The organism is Candidatus Pelagibacter sp. HIMB1709 (genome assembly GCF_052047635.1).
In the GTDB taxonomy this organism is placed as follows: domain Bacteria; phylum Pseudomonadota; class Alphaproteobacteria; order Pelagibacterales; family Pelagibacteraceae; genus Pelagibacter.
This window is the reverse complement of sequence record NZ_JBNAJW010000001.1, coordinates 421,158-436,054: the sequence shown is the minus strand read 5'-3', so window position 1 is coordinate 436,054 and position 14,897 is coordinate 421,158. Positions and strand designations below refer to the sequence as shown.

The 14,897-nt window shown below is 30.7% G+C and carries 16 protein-coding genes; 11 read left to right on the top strand and 5 right to left on the bottom strand.

Translation table 11 applies throughout. The features are described from left to right. The first annotated feature begins 34 nt into the window (after positions 1 to 34). Positions 35 to 544, top strand: a complete 510-nt coding sequence (locus ACTTAR_RS02470) for a cupredoxin domain-containing protein (protein WP_440680512.1) — start codon at positions 35 to 37, stop codon at positions 542 to 544. A 21-nt stretch (positions 545 to 565) separates the two neighbouring features. Continuing rightward, positions 566 to 994 carry a DUF4396 domain-containing protein gene (locus ACTTAR_RS02465; RefSeq protein WP_440680623.1) on the top strand — a complete coding sequence of 143 codons (429 nt, stop codon included), beginning with the start codon at positions 566 to 568 and terminating at the stop codon, positions 992 to 994. Here the strand turns inward: ACTTAR_RS02465 and ACTTAR_RS02460 are convergent. Together ACTTAR_RS02460 and ACTTAR_RS02455 are read right to left on the bottom strand one after the other, a co-directional pair. Beyond that, positions 981 to 2,297: an MATE family efflux transporter gene (locus ACTTAR_RS02460; RefSeq protein WP_440680511.1), complete on the bottom strand. Its 1,317-nt coding sequence runs from the start codon at positions 2,295 to 2,297 to the stop codon at positions 981 to 983. The two genes, ACTTAR_RS02465 and ACTTAR_RS02460, sit on opposite strands and share 14 nt — an antisense overlap. Positions 2,298 to 2,313: 16 nt before the next feature. Beyond that, positions 2,314 to 2,841 (bottom strand): cytochrome b, encoded by a 528-nt coding sequence (locus tag ACTTAR_RS02455; protein ID WP_440680510.1) that lies wholly within the window; start codon positions 2,839 to 2,841, stop codon positions 2,314 to 2,316. Here ACTTAR_RS02455 and ACTTAR_RS02450 point away from each other — a divergent pair. Together ACTTAR_RS02450 and ACTTAR_RS02445 are read left to right on the top strand one after the other, a co-directional pair. After that, positions 2,836 to 3,303: a cytochrome c gene (locus tag ACTTAR_RS02450; RefSeq protein ID WP_440680509.1), complete on the top strand. Its 468-nt coding sequence runs from the start codon at positions 2,836 to 2,838 to the stop codon at positions 3,301 to 3,303. The genes ACTTAR_RS02455 and ACTTAR_RS02450 overlap by 6 nt on opposite strands. A gap of 22 nt (positions 3,304 to 3,325) precedes the next feature. After that, complete coding sequence (locus ACTTAR_RS02445; RefSeq protein ID WP_440680508.1) at positions 3,326 to 3,847, top strand: hypothetical protein; 522 nt, start codon at positions 3,326 to 3,328, stop codon at positions 3,845 to 3,847. Positions 3,848 to 4,133: 286 nt separating this feature from the next. On the opposite strand, the gene ACTTAR_RS02440 is transcribed toward ACTTAR_RS02445, so the two are convergent. From ACTTAR_RS02440 to ACTTAR_RS02430, 3 genes are read right to left on the bottom strand one after another with little or no spacing between them, the layout of a single operon-like run. Continuing rightward, positions 4,134 to 4,991: an NAD(P)-dependent oxidoreductase gene (locus ACTTAR_RS02440; protein WP_440680507.1), complete on the bottom strand. Its 858-nt coding sequence runs from the start codon at positions 4,989 to 4,991 to the stop codon at positions 4,134 to 4,136. 13 nt (positions 4,992 to 5,004) lie between these two features. Then, the gene (locus tag ACTTAR_RS02435) at positions 5,005 to 5,868 is read right to left on the bottom strand and encodes a DMT family transporter (protein ID WP_440680506.1); all 864 of its coding nucleotides are present in this window, start codon (positions 5,866 to 5,868) and stop codon (positions 5,005 to 5,007) included. A 13-nt stretch (positions 5,869 to 5,881) separates the two neighbouring features. After that, entirely contained in the window at positions 5,882 to 7,387 is a 1,506-nt protein-coding gene (locus ACTTAR_RS02430; RefSeq protein ID WP_440680505.1) for a UxaA family hydrolase, read from the bottom strand. Between the two features lie 46 nt (positions 7,388 to 7,433). Between ACTTAR_RS02430 and ACTTAR_RS02425 the strand changes: the two genes are divergently transcribed. From ACTTAR_RS02425 to ACTTAR_RS02395, 7 genes are all read left to right on the top strand, one after another. Beyond that, on the top strand, positions 7,434 to 9,218 hold the full coding sequence (locus tag ACTTAR_RS02425; protein WP_440680504.1) for an IlvD/Edd family dehydratase: 1,785 nt from the start codon (positions 7,434 to 7,436) through the stop codon (positions 9,216 to 9,218). Beyond that, the gene (locus tag ACTTAR_RS02420) at positions 9,218 to 10,186 is read left to right on the top strand and encodes a 2-hydroxyacid dehydrogenase (RefSeq protein ID WP_440680503.1); all 969 of its coding nucleotides are present in this window, start codon (positions 9,218 to 9,220) and stop codon (positions 10,184 to 10,186) included. The genes ACTTAR_RS02425 and ACTTAR_RS02420 overlap by 1 nt, the downstream gene beginning before the upstream one ends. A 125-nt stretch (positions 10,187 to 10,311) precedes the next feature. Further along, a complete protein-coding gene (gene dctP, locus ACTTAR_RS02415; protein ID WP_440680502.1) occupies positions 10,312 to 11,328 on the top strand; it encodes a TRAP transporter substrate-binding protein DctP in 1,017 nt (338 codons plus the stop codon). A gap of 60 nt (positions 11,329 to 11,388) precedes the next feature. Further along, entirely contained in the window at positions 11,389 to 11,958 is a 570-nt protein-coding gene (locus ACTTAR_RS02410; protein ID WP_428079829.1) for a TRAP transporter small permease subunit, read from the top strand. A gap of 1 nt (position 11,959) precedes the next feature. After that, the gene (locus ACTTAR_RS02405) at positions 11,960 to 13,282 is read left to right on the top strand and encodes a TRAP transporter large permease (protein ID WP_428079830.1); all 1,323 of its coding nucleotides are present in this window, start codon (positions 11,960 to 11,962) and stop codon (positions 13,280 to 13,282) included. Continuing rightward, positions 13,279 to 14,148, top strand: a complete 870-nt coding sequence (locus ACTTAR_RS02400; protein ID WP_440697619.1) for an NAD(P)-dependent oxidoreductase — start codon at positions 13,279 to 13,281, stop codon at positions 14,146 to 14,148. Before ACTTAR_RS02405 ends, ACTTAR_RS02400 begins: the two co-directional genes overlap by 4 nt. Further along, positions 14,145 to 14,888 (top strand): SDR family oxidoreductase, encoded by a 744-nt coding sequence (locus ACTTAR_RS02395; RefSeq protein ID WP_440697618.1) that lies wholly within the window; start codon positions 14,145 to 14,147, stop codon positions 14,886 to 14,888. Before ACTTAR_RS02400 ends, ACTTAR_RS02395 begins: the two co-directional genes overlap by 4 nt. Positions 14,889 to 14,897: the final 9 nt, after the last annotated feature.

Here is a 14,897-nt window from a genome sequence, read left to right as displayed (position 1 = left end):
TTGAATTTTTATATAAATTACCTAAATTTAATACATGATTAAAAACTTATTTATTACTACAATTTCTACAATTCTATTAATCTCAACTGCTTTTGCTGATAAGAGTATGATGATAGGTAAAAAAGGTAAACAAGAGGATGTTACAAGAGTTATCAAAGTATTGATGTATGATAATTATTTTGAACCAAGTTCCTTTCAAGTTCAGTCAGGTGAAACTATAAAGTTCGAAGTAGAAAATGTTGGTGAACTAGTTCATGAATTTAATATTGCAAACCCGAAGATGCATATTCAACATCAATCTGAAATGCAAAAAATGGTTGAAATGGAAATTTTATTAGCTGACAGCATTGATAAAAATAAAATGAAAAAAATGTCAAAGATGGACAAATCAATGGCACATAGTCATGCCAATAGTGTTTTATTGGAACCTAAAGGTAGTAAAGATTTGATATGGAAATTTGAAAATGCTTCCAATATAGAAATTGCCTGCAATGTACCGGGTCATTATGATGTCGGTATGATAGCTAAGGTAGCTATAAATTAAAATTTAAAGTTGGAAAAAACTATATCATTTAATTGGTCTTGTAATCACACTTGGAAAAGAAGTGCTAAGAACACCGCATGGTGCTTGTTAGGTTGTGCAATTGGAGACTTTGGAACTATTTTATATTTTCAAATAACAGGTATTCCATGGCCAGTTTTAGCTATTATGACTTTAGCAATTATTAATGGTTTAATTACAAGTATTATTTTAGAAACTATAATTTTAATCAAACAAAATTTTAAATTTAAAGATGCTTTAAAAACTGCCTTAGGAATGAGTTTTATCTCAATGGTTAGCATGGAAATTGCAATGAATTTGACAGATTATCTTTTAACTGGTGGCGCTATGTTAACATGGTGGGTGGTACCAATAATGCTAACAGTGGGTTTTTTAACTCCATGGCCTTATAATTATTGGAGATTAAAGAAATTTGGTATTAGTTGCCATTAAACCTTAAATAAATCTTGTTTAAATAATAATATAAAGACAACGCTCTCAAGATCATAAATATAGTTAGCGATATCCAAACCCCATCATTTGAAATGTAATTTGTGAGAACTAATGAAATTAATAAATATAAAGAAACAGAGAAAAACATAGCATTTCTAATTTCTTTTGTTTGAGAGGCTCCAATGAAAATACCGTCAAATTGATAACAAAAAGATGCAAAAAAAGGCAAGATAATCATCCAAATTGAATAATCTAAACTTAAAGATCTTATTTGATCAATATCAGACATCATATAAATCACATTCTTGTGAACAAAATAATACACAATAGAAATACCTAATCCTGTAACTGAACTTAAAATAAAAGAATTTTTAACAATAGTACTGAATAAATTTTTATCTTTCTTTCCCAAAGAATAACCAATAATTCCCTCAGTTGAAAATGCATAAGCATCTAAAATAAATGCAGATAGAAAAACAAGATTAATTAATATTGCGTTTGCAGCGATATACTCTTCTCCAATTTTTGATCCAAGGTACGTAAACCATAAAAAGGAAAAAGTTAGCAAAATAGTTCGAATAAAAATATTAAAATTTATATTAAAAATATTTTTTAATTTATTTAAATCGACTATCTCTCTTATTTGAAAATTAATCTTAGTAAGCTTATTTAAATAAAAAAAAGTATAAATTAAAAATACAGTAGACGTAATTATCCCAGAAAAAAGAGTTCCATATGCAACACCTTTAATATTTAAATTGTATTGAGTTACGAGAATTATACTCAGTATAATATTTAATATTGAGAAAAATCCTACTGCAAAACTTGAAATTTTTGTTTTTTGTAATCCAACAAAGAGACCCGTTATAATATAAAGAGTAAGTTCACCTGGAGCTGAATAAATTCTAATTTTAAAATATTCCTTATAAAAAGTAGTAGTTTGTGAATTTAGATCAAATATTTGTAGACTTATCTTAAGAATTAAATTTTGAGCAAAAAATAAGACAATAGAAAGTATAATTACAAATAACAAATTTCTTAATATAATATTTAAAATTTCCTTATAATTTTTAGCTCCATTTGCTTGTGAGACCATACCAACAGTTCCCATTCTTAAAAACCCAAAACTCCAAAAAATCATTGAAAATAAATTTGCAGCAACAGAAGTTGCAGATAAATAAGAAACATTACCCAAGTTCCCCATTAAAGAAGTATCAATTATAGCTACTAGTGGAATAGCTAAATTAGCAAAAAAAATTGGAATAGATAATTTTAAAATATATCCAATAGAAGATTTTTCCATATGTATCAGGAATTATTTACAATATTTTCTTTAATAAATTTTCTTTAAAGAATAATTTGTGAATTATAACTGCACTTATATGTAGAGCAACTAGACCTATCATAGCATAGTTTGATAAGATATGAATATTGTAAAATTGATCAGCAAGTTCAAAATTATCTTCTATTTTAATTTTTTTAAAAAAAATCACTAAGGACTCACCATTAAATAGTTTTTTTAATATTCCAGATATACTTATTGATAAGATAGCTATGTATAAAAACAAATGATTTAGTTTAGCAATAAACCTCTGTCCTAAAAAAGTGGCAGGACCTAATTTTGGTACAGGATTAATTAAATTATTTAGTAATCTAAAAATTACAACATAAAATATTCCAAGCCCAACCAACACATGAATATATTCAATAGTTATTCTTTCTTCTCCAAAATCTAAATCAACTAAATAAAATCCAAGAGGAATTTGAATTAAAATTAAAATTGCGCTCAGCCAGTGCAATAACTTTGATATTATTCCATATTCTGTTAAGGTGTTCTTAACATGCATATCATATTAAAACATACAAAGAAGATCTTTGGTACAACAATATTGTTTTTTATAATGATGTTTTCTGGCTCTTTAGCTAATGCAGAGTTGTCAGTAGAAGATATTATAAAAGGTAGAAAAGCACTATTTAGTAAGAATTATAGCACCGCTAAGAGGGTTCAGTCTTTTTCCTCAAATGGAGATTTTGACGAAGCGATAGAACTAATGAAAGAAATGAATGAAAATTACATTACTTTATTAGATCTATTTCCAGAAAATTCTAAAGAAGGATTTAAAACAGAAGCACTACCTATAATTTGGGAAGAAAAAGATGCTTTTAACGCATTAATGCAAAAATCTGCTGATGATATGATTAAACTTACTTCTATTATAGAAGATGCAGATGACATTAGAGGAACTCTAGGAAAATTGATGTGGGCAAACTGTAAGGCATGTCACTCAAAATATAGAGCACCACAATAGACTTTAGTCTTAAAAATAGACAATGATTCCAGTAACTGTAACAGATCATATAGAGGAATACGTTTCTCAAGAAATATATGTTCAAGTTGCAATAATTAAAGGTAAAGAAAAAATTTCCACAGAATTGGCAATAAAAAAATATTTTGTTAGCAATCATTTTAAAGATTTAAGTTTAGGAAAACCTTACGACCATTTTATCGATGGTTTGAAAGACAAATGTTTAGGTAAATTAAAAAATTCACCTATGAGAAACACAGAAACAGATGATGAAACAATTATAATGTTACAAAAAAAATTAAATGAATTAAGTGAAGTAGAATTAGAGGATACTTACTGGGAAATAGAAACTGGAGAATTTTTTTCAGGCGAACAAATTAAAGAGTTAGAAAAAGATCGAGATAAACTAATTACAAAATTGAACTCAAGAGACGAAAATGAAGTTGTAAAAACAATTTTTAACTTTTGTGAAATTTATGAGAAGTTGTGTGATAAAAAATATCCAGAAGCACCACTTCCGCTTGAAATATTGAAGTCTAAAAATTGATTTTTTTTAAGGGTTCGCTCTTTAGTTGATACCTAAAGAGCTCCCTTTTTATAGCCTCTTTGGCATTAAATCCAAACGGATTTTATTACTTTTAAGTTTTTTGATATCTAAAGATCTTCAGCTAAGTATCAGGTGGTAGTAATTTTAACATAAACCTCCTTCATCTAAAAAGTTAATTATATTAAAACTATTTTCAATAAATTTATTTACATTTTATGCAAATAAATATGTTGAATACAACCTACTGCTTTAGTAGATTCCCGATATCTTATTTAGTTTACTTCAATTACTTTTTATTTATTAATTCACTAATAAAATTTTCTCCATAACCATCATCAACAGCTTTTTGAAAATAATTTTTATTTAGTTCAGCAACTTTTTCAGCTTCAGGAAAATCTTTTAAAAGATCCTGAATGTAAGTTAAATCTTTGACAGAGTTACTTGCAGTAAATTTAAATCCTGTGTAATCACCTTTAAGCAAATTATCAAAAACTCTGTTCAGAGCTGCAGAGTTTCCAGATCCCAGCTTTGCAACATCAAATACTTTTTTTAGATCTAATCCTAATCCAGTAGCACATTTTGCTAAATGATTTACTAATGCTCCATTTCCTAAAGATAAAAAGTTATTTAAAAGTTTTGATTTTGCACCCATACCTACTGGACCAAAATGAAAATAATCTTTACAAAATATATTAAAATAAGGCTCTGCTATTTTAAAATTCTCATCTGATGCTCCGACAATACCGCCTAAAACACCTTGTTCTGCTTGAACAGGTCCCCCCATTACTGGGCATTCAACGTAGTTAATATTATTTGATTTAAAAATTTCCTCAGTTTCAATAGAGCCAGTTTTATTGTGAGTGGTAATATCAATTACAATTGTTTTATCACTTAAGATATTTGATAATTTTTCTGAAATAGATTTTGCAATAGGTGTGTTGGTAACACACATAAATAAAGCATCTAAATTTTTAGACGCAAAATCTTCGAATGACTTAACTTCTTCAGCTCCCTCACTTACTATCCTTTCAATAGGTTTGCGATTTTTGTTAGCAATTACAAAAAGATTATTTTTGTGCTTAATGATGTTTTTAGCAATTCCATAACCCATATAACCAACACCAATAAAACCAATATTTTTCATCTAACCTCCTAATTTAACTTTTTTTACCTTCAGTTCTTATAAATAATAAACCAAAAATTATTACCCCCACAACACCTACAATCTTATTTACATCAAAAGGTACACCAAAAATGAAAAAATTAAATACTGTAGACCAAACTAATTGAGAATATTGAAAATTTGTTACAAAAGATAAATTTGATAATTGAATTGCATATATAATTAAAGAGTGACTCACAAAGCCTGCGATACCAAGCAGCGCTAAGTATAACCAAAAAATATTATTACTTAATGGTTCCCAGTTAAAAAAAATATAAACACTAAATATTATTGCTCCCAAAATAGAAGTATAAAATATTGCTGCAAATGGATCGTTATCACTAGATACAACTTTTGTAAAAAATTGGTAAAGTGCCCAACATATAGGTGGAACGATTGGAAAAATTAAATCTACACTAAATATTTTCATGCTAGGACTTAATGAATAAACAATTGAACTGAAGCTAAGGAGCATCAAAAGAATTCCTTTAAAAGTCAAAATATCCTTTAAAAAATACGCAGAAAGCAAAGCAACAATTAATGGGGCTGTAAAGAAAACTACATAAATATCTACTAAGTCAAACTTTTGAAGAGAAAAAAACATAAACGATGTAGCTGTCACCATTAATGTTGATCTAATTATTTGAACTTTAAAATTTTTTTTTAAGTTTACTTTTGGCTTAAATATTAAAAAAAATACAATTAAAGATACTAAATGAAAAAAAAATCTTCCCCAAATTGCTTGTGTAACAGGCATTACTGTTCCCAGGTATTTTGCTGTAGAGTCCATACAAACAAACATAAAGAAACCACCTGCAGCTAATAAAATTACATTTAATAAAGATGTTTGATTTTGCACTTTAGGAAAATTTTTACATTACAACGCCTACTTGCCAAGGATTAAACTCCTCGTCACCGTAGCCATTGATTTCACTCTTAGATTTATTTCCTGATGCAGTATTTACTACTAATTCAAATATTTTTTGACCAACTTCTTCAACTTTTTCTTTTCCTTCAGCTATTGTTCCACAATTAATATCCATATCTTCTGACATTCTTTCAAACATTGCTGAATTAGTTGAGAGTTTTAAACTTGGAACTGGTTTACATCCAAAACAAGATCCTCTTCCAGTTGTAAAACAAATTACATTTGCTCCTGATGCAACTTGCCCTGTAACAGATACTGGATCATATCCAGGTGAATCCATAAAATTGAAACCTTTATTTTTTAAAGGTTCAGCATAATTCAATACATCTTGTAAAATTGAGTTTCCACCTTTAGCAACTGCTCCTAAAGATTTTTCTAAAATAGTTGTAAGTCCACCTTTTTTATTTCCTGGTGCAGGGTTATTATCCATAGAACTATTATTTATCGATGTATAATGTCTCCACCATTCAATTCTTTTAATTAATTTATCTGCAGTTTGTTGTGAATTAGCTCTATTAATTAATAAATGTTCTGCACCATAAATTTCTGGTGTTTCAGATAATATTGAGCTTCCACCTTTTTTAACTAAAAGATCTGCAGCAACTCCCAATGCAGGATTAGCTGTAATTCCAGAATAGCCATCTGATCCCCCACATTGTAAGGCTAAAGTTAAATGACTAACAGGTTGCGATGTTCTTTGAACATTATTTGCTTCAGATAAAAGGTTTTTTATTTGAGATAATACTTTATCAACAATTTTTTTAGTTCCACCTTCATCTTGGATAGTTAGAAAATGAATTCGGTTATGTTTCTTTAACGATCCATCAAACAAACTGACTTGCGCACATTCACATCCTAAACCTATAACAAAAACATGAGAAAAATTAGGGTGATTTTTAAATCCATCTATAGTTCTTTGAAAAATTTGCATTCCTTCACTTTCAGTATTCATTCCACATCCTGTTGAGTGAGTAATGGGCACAATCCCATCTATATTTGGATAATCTTTTAAAATTTCAGAATATTTTATTTTTTCAACAATCATTTTAGTAACTGTTGCAGAGCAATTAACGGTACTAACTATTCCAATATAATTTCTTGTAGCTACTTGGCCGTTATCTCTTAAAATTCCATTGAAAAAAGTATCTGCTTTTTCGTCAACATTGTGTGATTTATTTGTTACTTTGAAATCTCTTTTAAATTCTCTAAATTCTAAATTATGAGAGTGAACATGCTCTCCTGGTTTAATATCATTTAAAGCAAATCCAATAATTTGATCATATTTGATAATAGGATCACCTTTTTTAATCTCTTTTAAACATACTTTGTGACCAAAAGGGATTGGATCTAACGTACTTATGTCATGTCCTTCAATTTTAGTTTTTTCTGGTATGATAAATTGACTTACGCCAACATTGTCATTGCCATTTAAAACTATTAGATTATTCATAAATTTATTATATAACCAATAACTTAAACAAACCATTATATTAATTATGCCTAAAAAAAGAAAAAAAACCTTTAGAAGTCAACAGTGGTTCAATAATCCAAAAAACCCTGACATGACGGCTTTATATTTAGAAAGGTATTTAAATTATGGTCTTACAAGAAAAGAATTACAATCTGGAAATCCAATTATAGGAATAGCACAATCTGGCAGCGATCTTTCTCCATGTAACAGGCATTTCATGTCTTTGAGTAAAAGAATAAAAGATGGAATTAGAAGAGCAGGTGGTATACCAATGGAATTTCCTACTCATCCTATTCAAGAAACTGGAAAAAGACCAACAGCAATGTTGGATAGAAATTTATCTTATTTATCTTTGGTAGAAGTTTTATATGGATACCCAATTGATGGAGTTATCTTAACAACAGGATGTGATAAAACTACTCCTGCAGCCTTAATGGCAGCAGCCACAGTTAATATTCCTGCAATAGTACTTTCAGGTGGCCCAATGTTAGATGGAGTTTACAAAGGAAAATTAGCTGGTTCAGGAATGGTAGTTTGGGAAGCAAGAAAAATGTTAGCTAAAGGAGAAATAAAATACGAAGAATTTATGGATATGGTTGCATCTTCCGCTCCAAGTGCTGGACATTGTAATACCATGGGAACAGCATCCTCAATGAACTCTGTTGCTGAAGCATTGGGTATGTCTTTACCAGGGGGTGCAGTTATTCCAGCTCCGTATAGAGAAAGAGAGCAAATCTCTTATGAAACAGGAAAAAGAATTGTTGGAATGGTTCATGAAGATTTAACTCCATCAAAAATTATGACACGTAAAGCTTTTGAAAACGCAGTAGTGGTTGCAAGTGCTATTGGTGGCTCAAGCAACTGTACAGCTCATCTAAGTGCTATTGCGAAGCATATGGGAATTAAATTTGATCTTTCTGATTGGCAAAAACTTGGGCACAACATTCCGTTATTAGTGAATTGCCAACCTGCAGGAGAATACTTAATGGAGAGTTTTCACAGAGCTGGAGCAATACCTGCGGTAATGAAAGAATTAATTAAAAACAAAAAAATTCATACAAAAATAAAGACAGTAACAGGAAAAACTGTAGGAGAAAACTTAAGAAAGAAAGTTGATGTAGATAATGAAGTAATCAAAACATTTAAGAATGCGTTAACCGAAAAAGCTGGATTTTTAGTTATGAAAAGCAACTTTTTCTCATCTGCTATTATGAAAACATCTGTAATCAGTAAAGAATTTAGAGATCAATATTTGTCAAATCCTAAGCACCCAAATGTTTTTGAATGTAAAGCAATAGTTTTTGAAGGTCCTGAGGATTATCATAAAAGACTTAATGATAAGAAGTTAAAAATAGATGAAAACTCTCTATTAATTATAAGAGGTTGTGGTCCAGTAGGCTACCCAGGTTCTGCAGAAGTAGTTAATATGCAACCACCAGACAGATTGTTAAAAAAAGGAATAAGACATTTACCAACTCTTGGAGATGGAAGACAGAGCGGAACATCAGAAAGCCCATCAATACTTCATGTATCACCTGAGTCTGCAGTAGGTGGAGATCTAGGTATTGTTAAAACATACGATAAAATAAAAATAGACTTAAATAAAAGAAGAGTTGATTTGTTAATTTCTCAAGCTGAATTTAAAAAACGAAGAAAAAACAAAAAAGTATTTAAACCAAATAATCAAACTCCATGGCAAGAAATTTTTAGAAATACAGTGGGTCAATTAGACGATGGTGCATGTATAAATTCTAGAGGAAAATACTTGGACGTATCTCATACAAAAGGTTTACCTAGAGACTCACATTAATGAAACCTAAGATATTAGTTTCTAGAAAAATTTCAGATTTAGCAGAGGAAAAACTTAGTAAAGAATTTGATGCAACATTAAATCCAAAAGATGAACCAATCCCAGAAAGTGAGTTAATTAAAATTATCAACGACTATGATGGGATGATTTCTACAGGGTTTGATAAAATTGGAGAAAATTTTTTCAATAATCTAAATGGTAAATTAAAAATCATTGCTCAGGTGGGAGTGGGGTATGATAATATCTCTGTTAAATCTGCTTTAGAAAAAAAAATAAAAGTTACCAATACACCTAACGTGTTAAATGAAGCTGTTGCAGAGCTTACTATTCTTTTAATTTTAGCTACCTCAAGAAGAATTGGTGAAGCTTATAATTTAGTTAGAACTGATAATTGGAAAAATCAAAAACCTGACTTAACTAAATTTATGATTGGTAATTCAGTTACTGGCAAAACTTTAGGTATTATTGGTATGGGACGAATAGGAAGAATGGCTGCTAAAAGCGCAAAAGCATTTGGAATGAAAATAATTTATTATAATAGAAATAAGTTGTCTGAAGATTTAGAGGATGGTGCAAAATATTATTCAGATTTAAATTCAATGTTACCAAATTGTGATTTTGTAAGCATACACACACCAGCTACCGCAGAAACAAAATACATTCTTAATAAAGATACAATTGGTTTGTTACCAAAGCATGCGGTTGTTATAAACACATCAAGAGGATCAACAATTGATGATGATGCATTGATTGATGCACTAGAAAATAAAAAAATTTATGCAGCTGGTTTAGATGTTTTTAACAATGAACCAAATTTAGATAATAGATATTTAAAATTAGATAACTGTTTTGTTCTTCCTCATGTAGGTAGTGCGACACATGAAACACGTCTTGCAATGAGCATGATGGCGGTAGACAATATCTATTGTTTTTTTAATGAAAAACCTTTGATTTCAGAAGTAGTTTAGAACAATTCTAGTCTCTGTGTTTATAAAATATATATAATTTCTATATATAATAATTAAACCGATTTAATTGAAATAGAAAATCATTTATGATTAACTTTCGAAAAAACATAAACGAGAGGAAGATAATGTTTAAATTAATATCTAAAACTTTAGCAGCGGTGGCTATGGTTTCAGTTGCTTTATTTGGCTCTGCAAATGCAAAGACTTTAAAGATTGAAACTCACTTTACTGCTAGCTCGCCAAATGGTGAAGTTGCGGCTCAGTTCGCAAAAAATGTAGAAAAGTTTTCTGGTGGAAGCTTGAAAGTTGAAATGTTCTACTCATCTTCAGTAACAGGTAAATCTGCTGAGGTGTTTAACTCTGCACAAACTGGAATTATCGATTGTGATATGACTGGTGCTGGTTACCAAACTGGTAAAAATGCAGCGTTCCAATTTGCAGGTGATGTAATGGGTGGATATGATAACCCATACCAACAATATGAATTCTTGAATTTTCCAGGAGCTCAAGAAGCTGTTGATGCATTATACAACAAATATGGAATGACTTTAATTGGTTGGTGGATACCAGGACATGAGTCTTTAATATCTAGCAGACCAATTCCAGATGTTGCTTCATTGAAAGACTTTAAATTTAGATCACCTCCAGGAATGGAAAGTATGATCTTTACAACTTTAGGTGCGAAGCCAATCGTTATGGACTTTGGTGAAGTTCCTACAGCTTTACAAACTGGTCTAATCGATGGTGCTGACTATTCATCTTTAGCAACTAACTATGCTGGTGGACACTATGAGCAAAACAAATATGCTACATACCCAGGTTTCCACTCTATGCCGGCTGACCATTTAGCTTGTAACACAAAAGTATGGAACAAGTTAAAGCCACATGAGCAAGGTGCTATGAAAGCTGCAATAGAAATCGCTGGAAGAACTATTACTAGCTTAGTTGAGAGAAAAAACGCTGAAGCTGTTAAAGCTTTAAATGAAATGGGCGTTACTCTTCATGACTGGTCTAGAGAAGATAGACTTAAATTCAGAACAGCTGCACTTGCTGCTTGGGAAGAATGGAAGACTAAATCTCCAGAAGCTGAGGCTTTAATCGAAATACATAAAGCTTACATGAAAGCTAATGGTATTATGTAATAAATAAATTTTGAAGGGCCTGAAAAAGGCCCTTCGAATAAAATCTAAAATTTTTACTCAATGATAGATAAAGAGTTACAAGAACAAAACGAAAAAGTAGCGAGTAAAGATGATTTTCCAATAAATTGGATTGATAGAATTTCCTTATTTTTAAGCCACACAATAAAATATCTAATTCCAGTTATCGTAATTGTAATGATGTACGAGATATTTATGAGGTACGTTTTATTTAAGCCTACTTTGTGGGCAAATGAATTATGTTTGTGGCTTGCTGGTGTTTGTTATTTGGTTGGTGGAATTTACGCAACAAGATTAAGAAGCCATATTAGAATAGTTTTACTTTACGATTGGGTGGGAAGACCTACACAAAGAATTTTTGACTTAATTAGTACTATTATTATTGTACTTTTTGCTACAGCAGTAATTTATGGTGGATGGGAAGATGCGCACAGATCTTTCACGACTTGGGAGAGATTTGCAACTTATTGGGATCCTCCAATTCCAGCTACAATGAAACCACTTACACTTTTATGTGTATTCCTTATAGCTCTTCAATCAGTAAATAACCTAATTATTGATTGGAGAAATCCAAAAGAGAAACAATACGACCCATCAAAAGAATTAAAGTAAGATGGAATTTGAAATAGGAACACTCTCGATAATATTAATAGTCGGATTATTAGCGCTAATATCTATTGGTGTTCCGATGGGATTTGCATCAGGTTTCATGGGTGCAGTACTAGTATTTTTATATATAGGAGAACACGCATTAGGAATATTGCTTTCAAGGTATTATTCACTGGTTGTTACTTATTCATTTTTATCAGTACCTTTGTTTATTTTTATGGCCTCCTTGCTCGAACGCTCGAACATTGCAAGAGATCTTTATGATGCTTTAAACGCTTGGTTAAGAAAAACTAGAGGTGGAGTAGGTGTAGTTACTGCAATCATGGCAACTATTATGGCTGCAATGAGTGGAATTATTGGAGGAGAAATAGTTTTGTTAGGATTAATTGCATTACCTCAAATGTTAAGACTTAAATATGATCAAGACATGTCTATTGGTATTATTTGTGCATCTGGATCTTTAGGAACAATGATACCTCCATCAATTGTTTTAATTATTTATGGATTAACAACAGAGACTTCTATTACGATGTTATTCCAAGAAGCAATTGTTCCGGGTTTAATGATCTCAGGTTTAATTATTACATACATTCTTATTAGAACAAGATTACAACCTCATTTAGCTCCAATAAGTGATGAGCCAGCTTTAACTTTAAAAGAAAAAATGTCTTACCTACCAGGTCTACTTCCGCCAATTGGAATTGTAATTATTGTATTAGGTTCAATTTATTCTGGAATGACTGGTATTACTGAAGCTGCGGGGATGGGGGTTGTTGCGACATTAATTATTATTTTTGCAAGAAAAGAACTGACATGGTTTTTATTTAAAGATGCATTAACAAGAACTTTCAAAGCATCTGGAACAATTTTGACAATTACTTTTGGTGCAACAGTTTTAGCAGGAGCTTATTCTCTTGCTGGTGGCCCGAAATATGTTGCAGAAACAATTTTAGCGTATGATTTAAAACCAATGTATTTAATTTTTATGATGCAGATTATGTTTTTAATCATGGGAGCATTTATGGATTGGGTTGGAATTGTATTGTTAGCTATGCCAGTATTTTTACCAATTGTACTAGCACTTGGTTTTGATCCGATTTGGTTTGGAATATTGTTTTGTGTAAATATGCAGGTTTCATTTTTAAGTCCACCATTTGGGCCCGCCGCTTTCTATTTAAAATCGGTTGCTCCTCCACATATATCTTTAACAGATATCTTTAGAGGTTTTGCTCCATTTATAGTTATTCAGCTAATTGTATTAGCATGTGTTATGTTCTTCCCTGAAGCAATGACACAAAATTTCCACGAGTTTAAACCTAAACCATGATAACAATTGGATTTATTGGAACAGGCTTGATGGGCCTTCCAATGGCTAAAAATATATTAAAATCTGGATTTAAATTAAAAGCGTTCAATCGATCAATAGAAAAAGCAGAACCATTAAAAGAGTTTGGTGCAGAAATTTCAAAAACTATAGGTGATGTAGTTAAAGACAGCGATTTTATTATTACTATGTTAACTGACGATAGTGCGGTAGATGCAATAACTTCTAGTATAGATTTTTTGAACAACTTAAAATCAGGTTCAACAGTTATAGATATGAGTTCTGTAAAACCTACCACAGCAACAAAACATGGAACAAATTTAAAATCAAAAAATGTAAATTATTTAGACGCACCAGTTTCAGGAGGAACAATTGGAGCAGAAGAAGCTTCACTAGCCATTATGGTTGGAGGTGAACAAAATGTATTTGAAAATTCTGAAAAAATTTTAAAAGCAATGGGAAACCCAACATTAGTTGGACCCATTGGAAGTGGACAAGTATCAAAACTAGCAAATCAAATTGTTGTTGGAGTTACAATAGGAGCGGTTGCAGAAGCCATAACACTATGTGAAAAAGCTGGAGCAGATCCAAACAAATTAATCAAAGCTCTTTCAGGTGGATGGGCAGATAGCAAAATACTTCAAACACATGGAAAAAGAATGATTGATAAAGATTTTACCCCTAAGGGTAAGACTTATACTCATTTGAAAGATATGAATAATATTTTAGAATGTGCAAATTCTTATAATACTCATTTACCTATTTCAAATTTAGTTAAAGAAATGTATAAGACTTTAGTTGATAATGGTCATGGTAACACTGATCACAGTTCACTTTATAACGAGATTGAAAGGATAAATAAGAAATGAGTGGAAGACTTAATGGGAAACAAATTGTTGTAACAGCAGCAGGACAAGGAATTGGAAAAGCAACAGCAATTGCATTTCATAAAGAAGGAGCTCACGTAACAGCTACAGATTTAAACGATAAAACATTAGCAGAATTAAATAAAGAATATCCAGATATCAAAGTTACCAAATTAGACTCAACTGATAACAACGCTATCTTAGAATTTACCAAAACTCTTGATAAAGTAGATGTGTTATTTAATGCAGTTGGATTTGTTCATCATGGAACAATTCTTGAATGTGATGAAAAAGATTGGGATTTCTCATCAAATGTAAATGTTAAATCAATGTATTTTATGTGTAAGGCGATACTACCACTAATGATAAAACAAAATGGTGGAAGTATTATTAATGTGTCTTCATGTGCTTCAAGTTTAAAAGGTTTTCCAAACAGATTTGTTTATGGGACAACAAAAGGTGCTGTAATAGGTTTAACTAAAGCAATTGCAGCTGACTTTGTAAAACAAAATATCAGATGTAATTCAATTGCTCCTGGAACAGTTTATTCACCATCATGGCAAGATAGAGTAAACCAGAGCCCAGATCCAGTTCAGGCAAAAAAAGATTTTATTGCAAGACAACCAATGGGAAGATTAGGAACTGCAGAAGAGATTGCTGCAGTTGCAGTTTATCTAGCAAGTGATGATGCAACATTTACAACAGGAACTACAATTTCTGTTGATGGTGGAATTTCAATATAATTTAATAAC

Coding starts and splice junctions, on each gene's coding strand:
- ACTTAR_RS02405 (WP_428079830.1), top strand. CDS start 11,960: ATGGAATTTGAAATAGGAACACTCTCGATAATATTAATAGTCGGATTA.
- ACTTAR_RS02450 (WP_440680509.1), top strand. CDS start 2,836: ATGCATATCATATTAAAACATACAAAGAAGATCTTTGGTACAACAATA.
- ACTTAR_RS02400 (WP_440697619.1), top strand. CDS start 13,279: ATGATAACAATTGGATTTATTGGAACAGGCTTGATGGGCCTTCCAATG.
- ACTTAR_RS02460 (WP_440680511.1), bottom strand. CDS start 2,297: ATGGAAAAATCTTCTATTGGATATATTTTAAAATTATCTATTCCAATT.
- dctP (WP_440680502.1), top strand. CDS start 10,312: ATGTTTAAATTAATATCTAAAACTTTAGCAGCGGTGGCTATGGTTTCA.
- ACTTAR_RS02470 (WP_440680512.1), top strand. CDS start 35: ATGATTAAAAACTTATTTATTACTACAATTTCTACAATTCTATTAATC.
- ACTTAR_RS02410 (WP_428079829.1), top strand. CDS start 11,389: ATGATAGATAAAGAGTTACAAGAACAAAACGAAAAAGTAGCGAGTAAA.
- ACTTAR_RS02455 (WP_440680510.1), bottom strand. CDS start 2,841: ATGCATGTTAAGAACACCTTAACAGAATATGGAATAATATCAAAGTTA.
- ACTTAR_RS02425 (WP_440680504.1), top strand. CDS start 7,434: ATGCCTAAAAAAAGAAAAAAAACCTTTAGAAGTCAACAGTGGTTCAAT.
- ACTTAR_RS02420 (WP_440680503.1), top strand. CDS start 9,218: ATGAAACCTAAGATATTAGTTTCTAGAAAAATTTCAGATTTAGCAGAG.
- ACTTAR_RS02445 (WP_440680508.1), top strand. CDS start 3,326: ATGATTCCAGTAACTGTAACAGATCATATAGAGGAATACGTTTCTCAA.
- ACTTAR_RS02440 (WP_440680507.1), bottom strand. CDS start 4,991: ATGAAAAATATTGGTTTTATTGGTGTTGGTTATATGGGTTATGGAATT.
- ACTTAR_RS02430 (WP_440680505.1), bottom strand. CDS start 7,387: ATGAATAATCTAATAGTTTTAAATGGCAATGACAATGTTGGCGTAAGT.
- ACTTAR_RS02395 (WP_440697618.1), top strand. CDS start 14,145: ATGAGTGGAAGACTTAATGGGAAACAAATTGTTGTAACAGCAGCAGGA.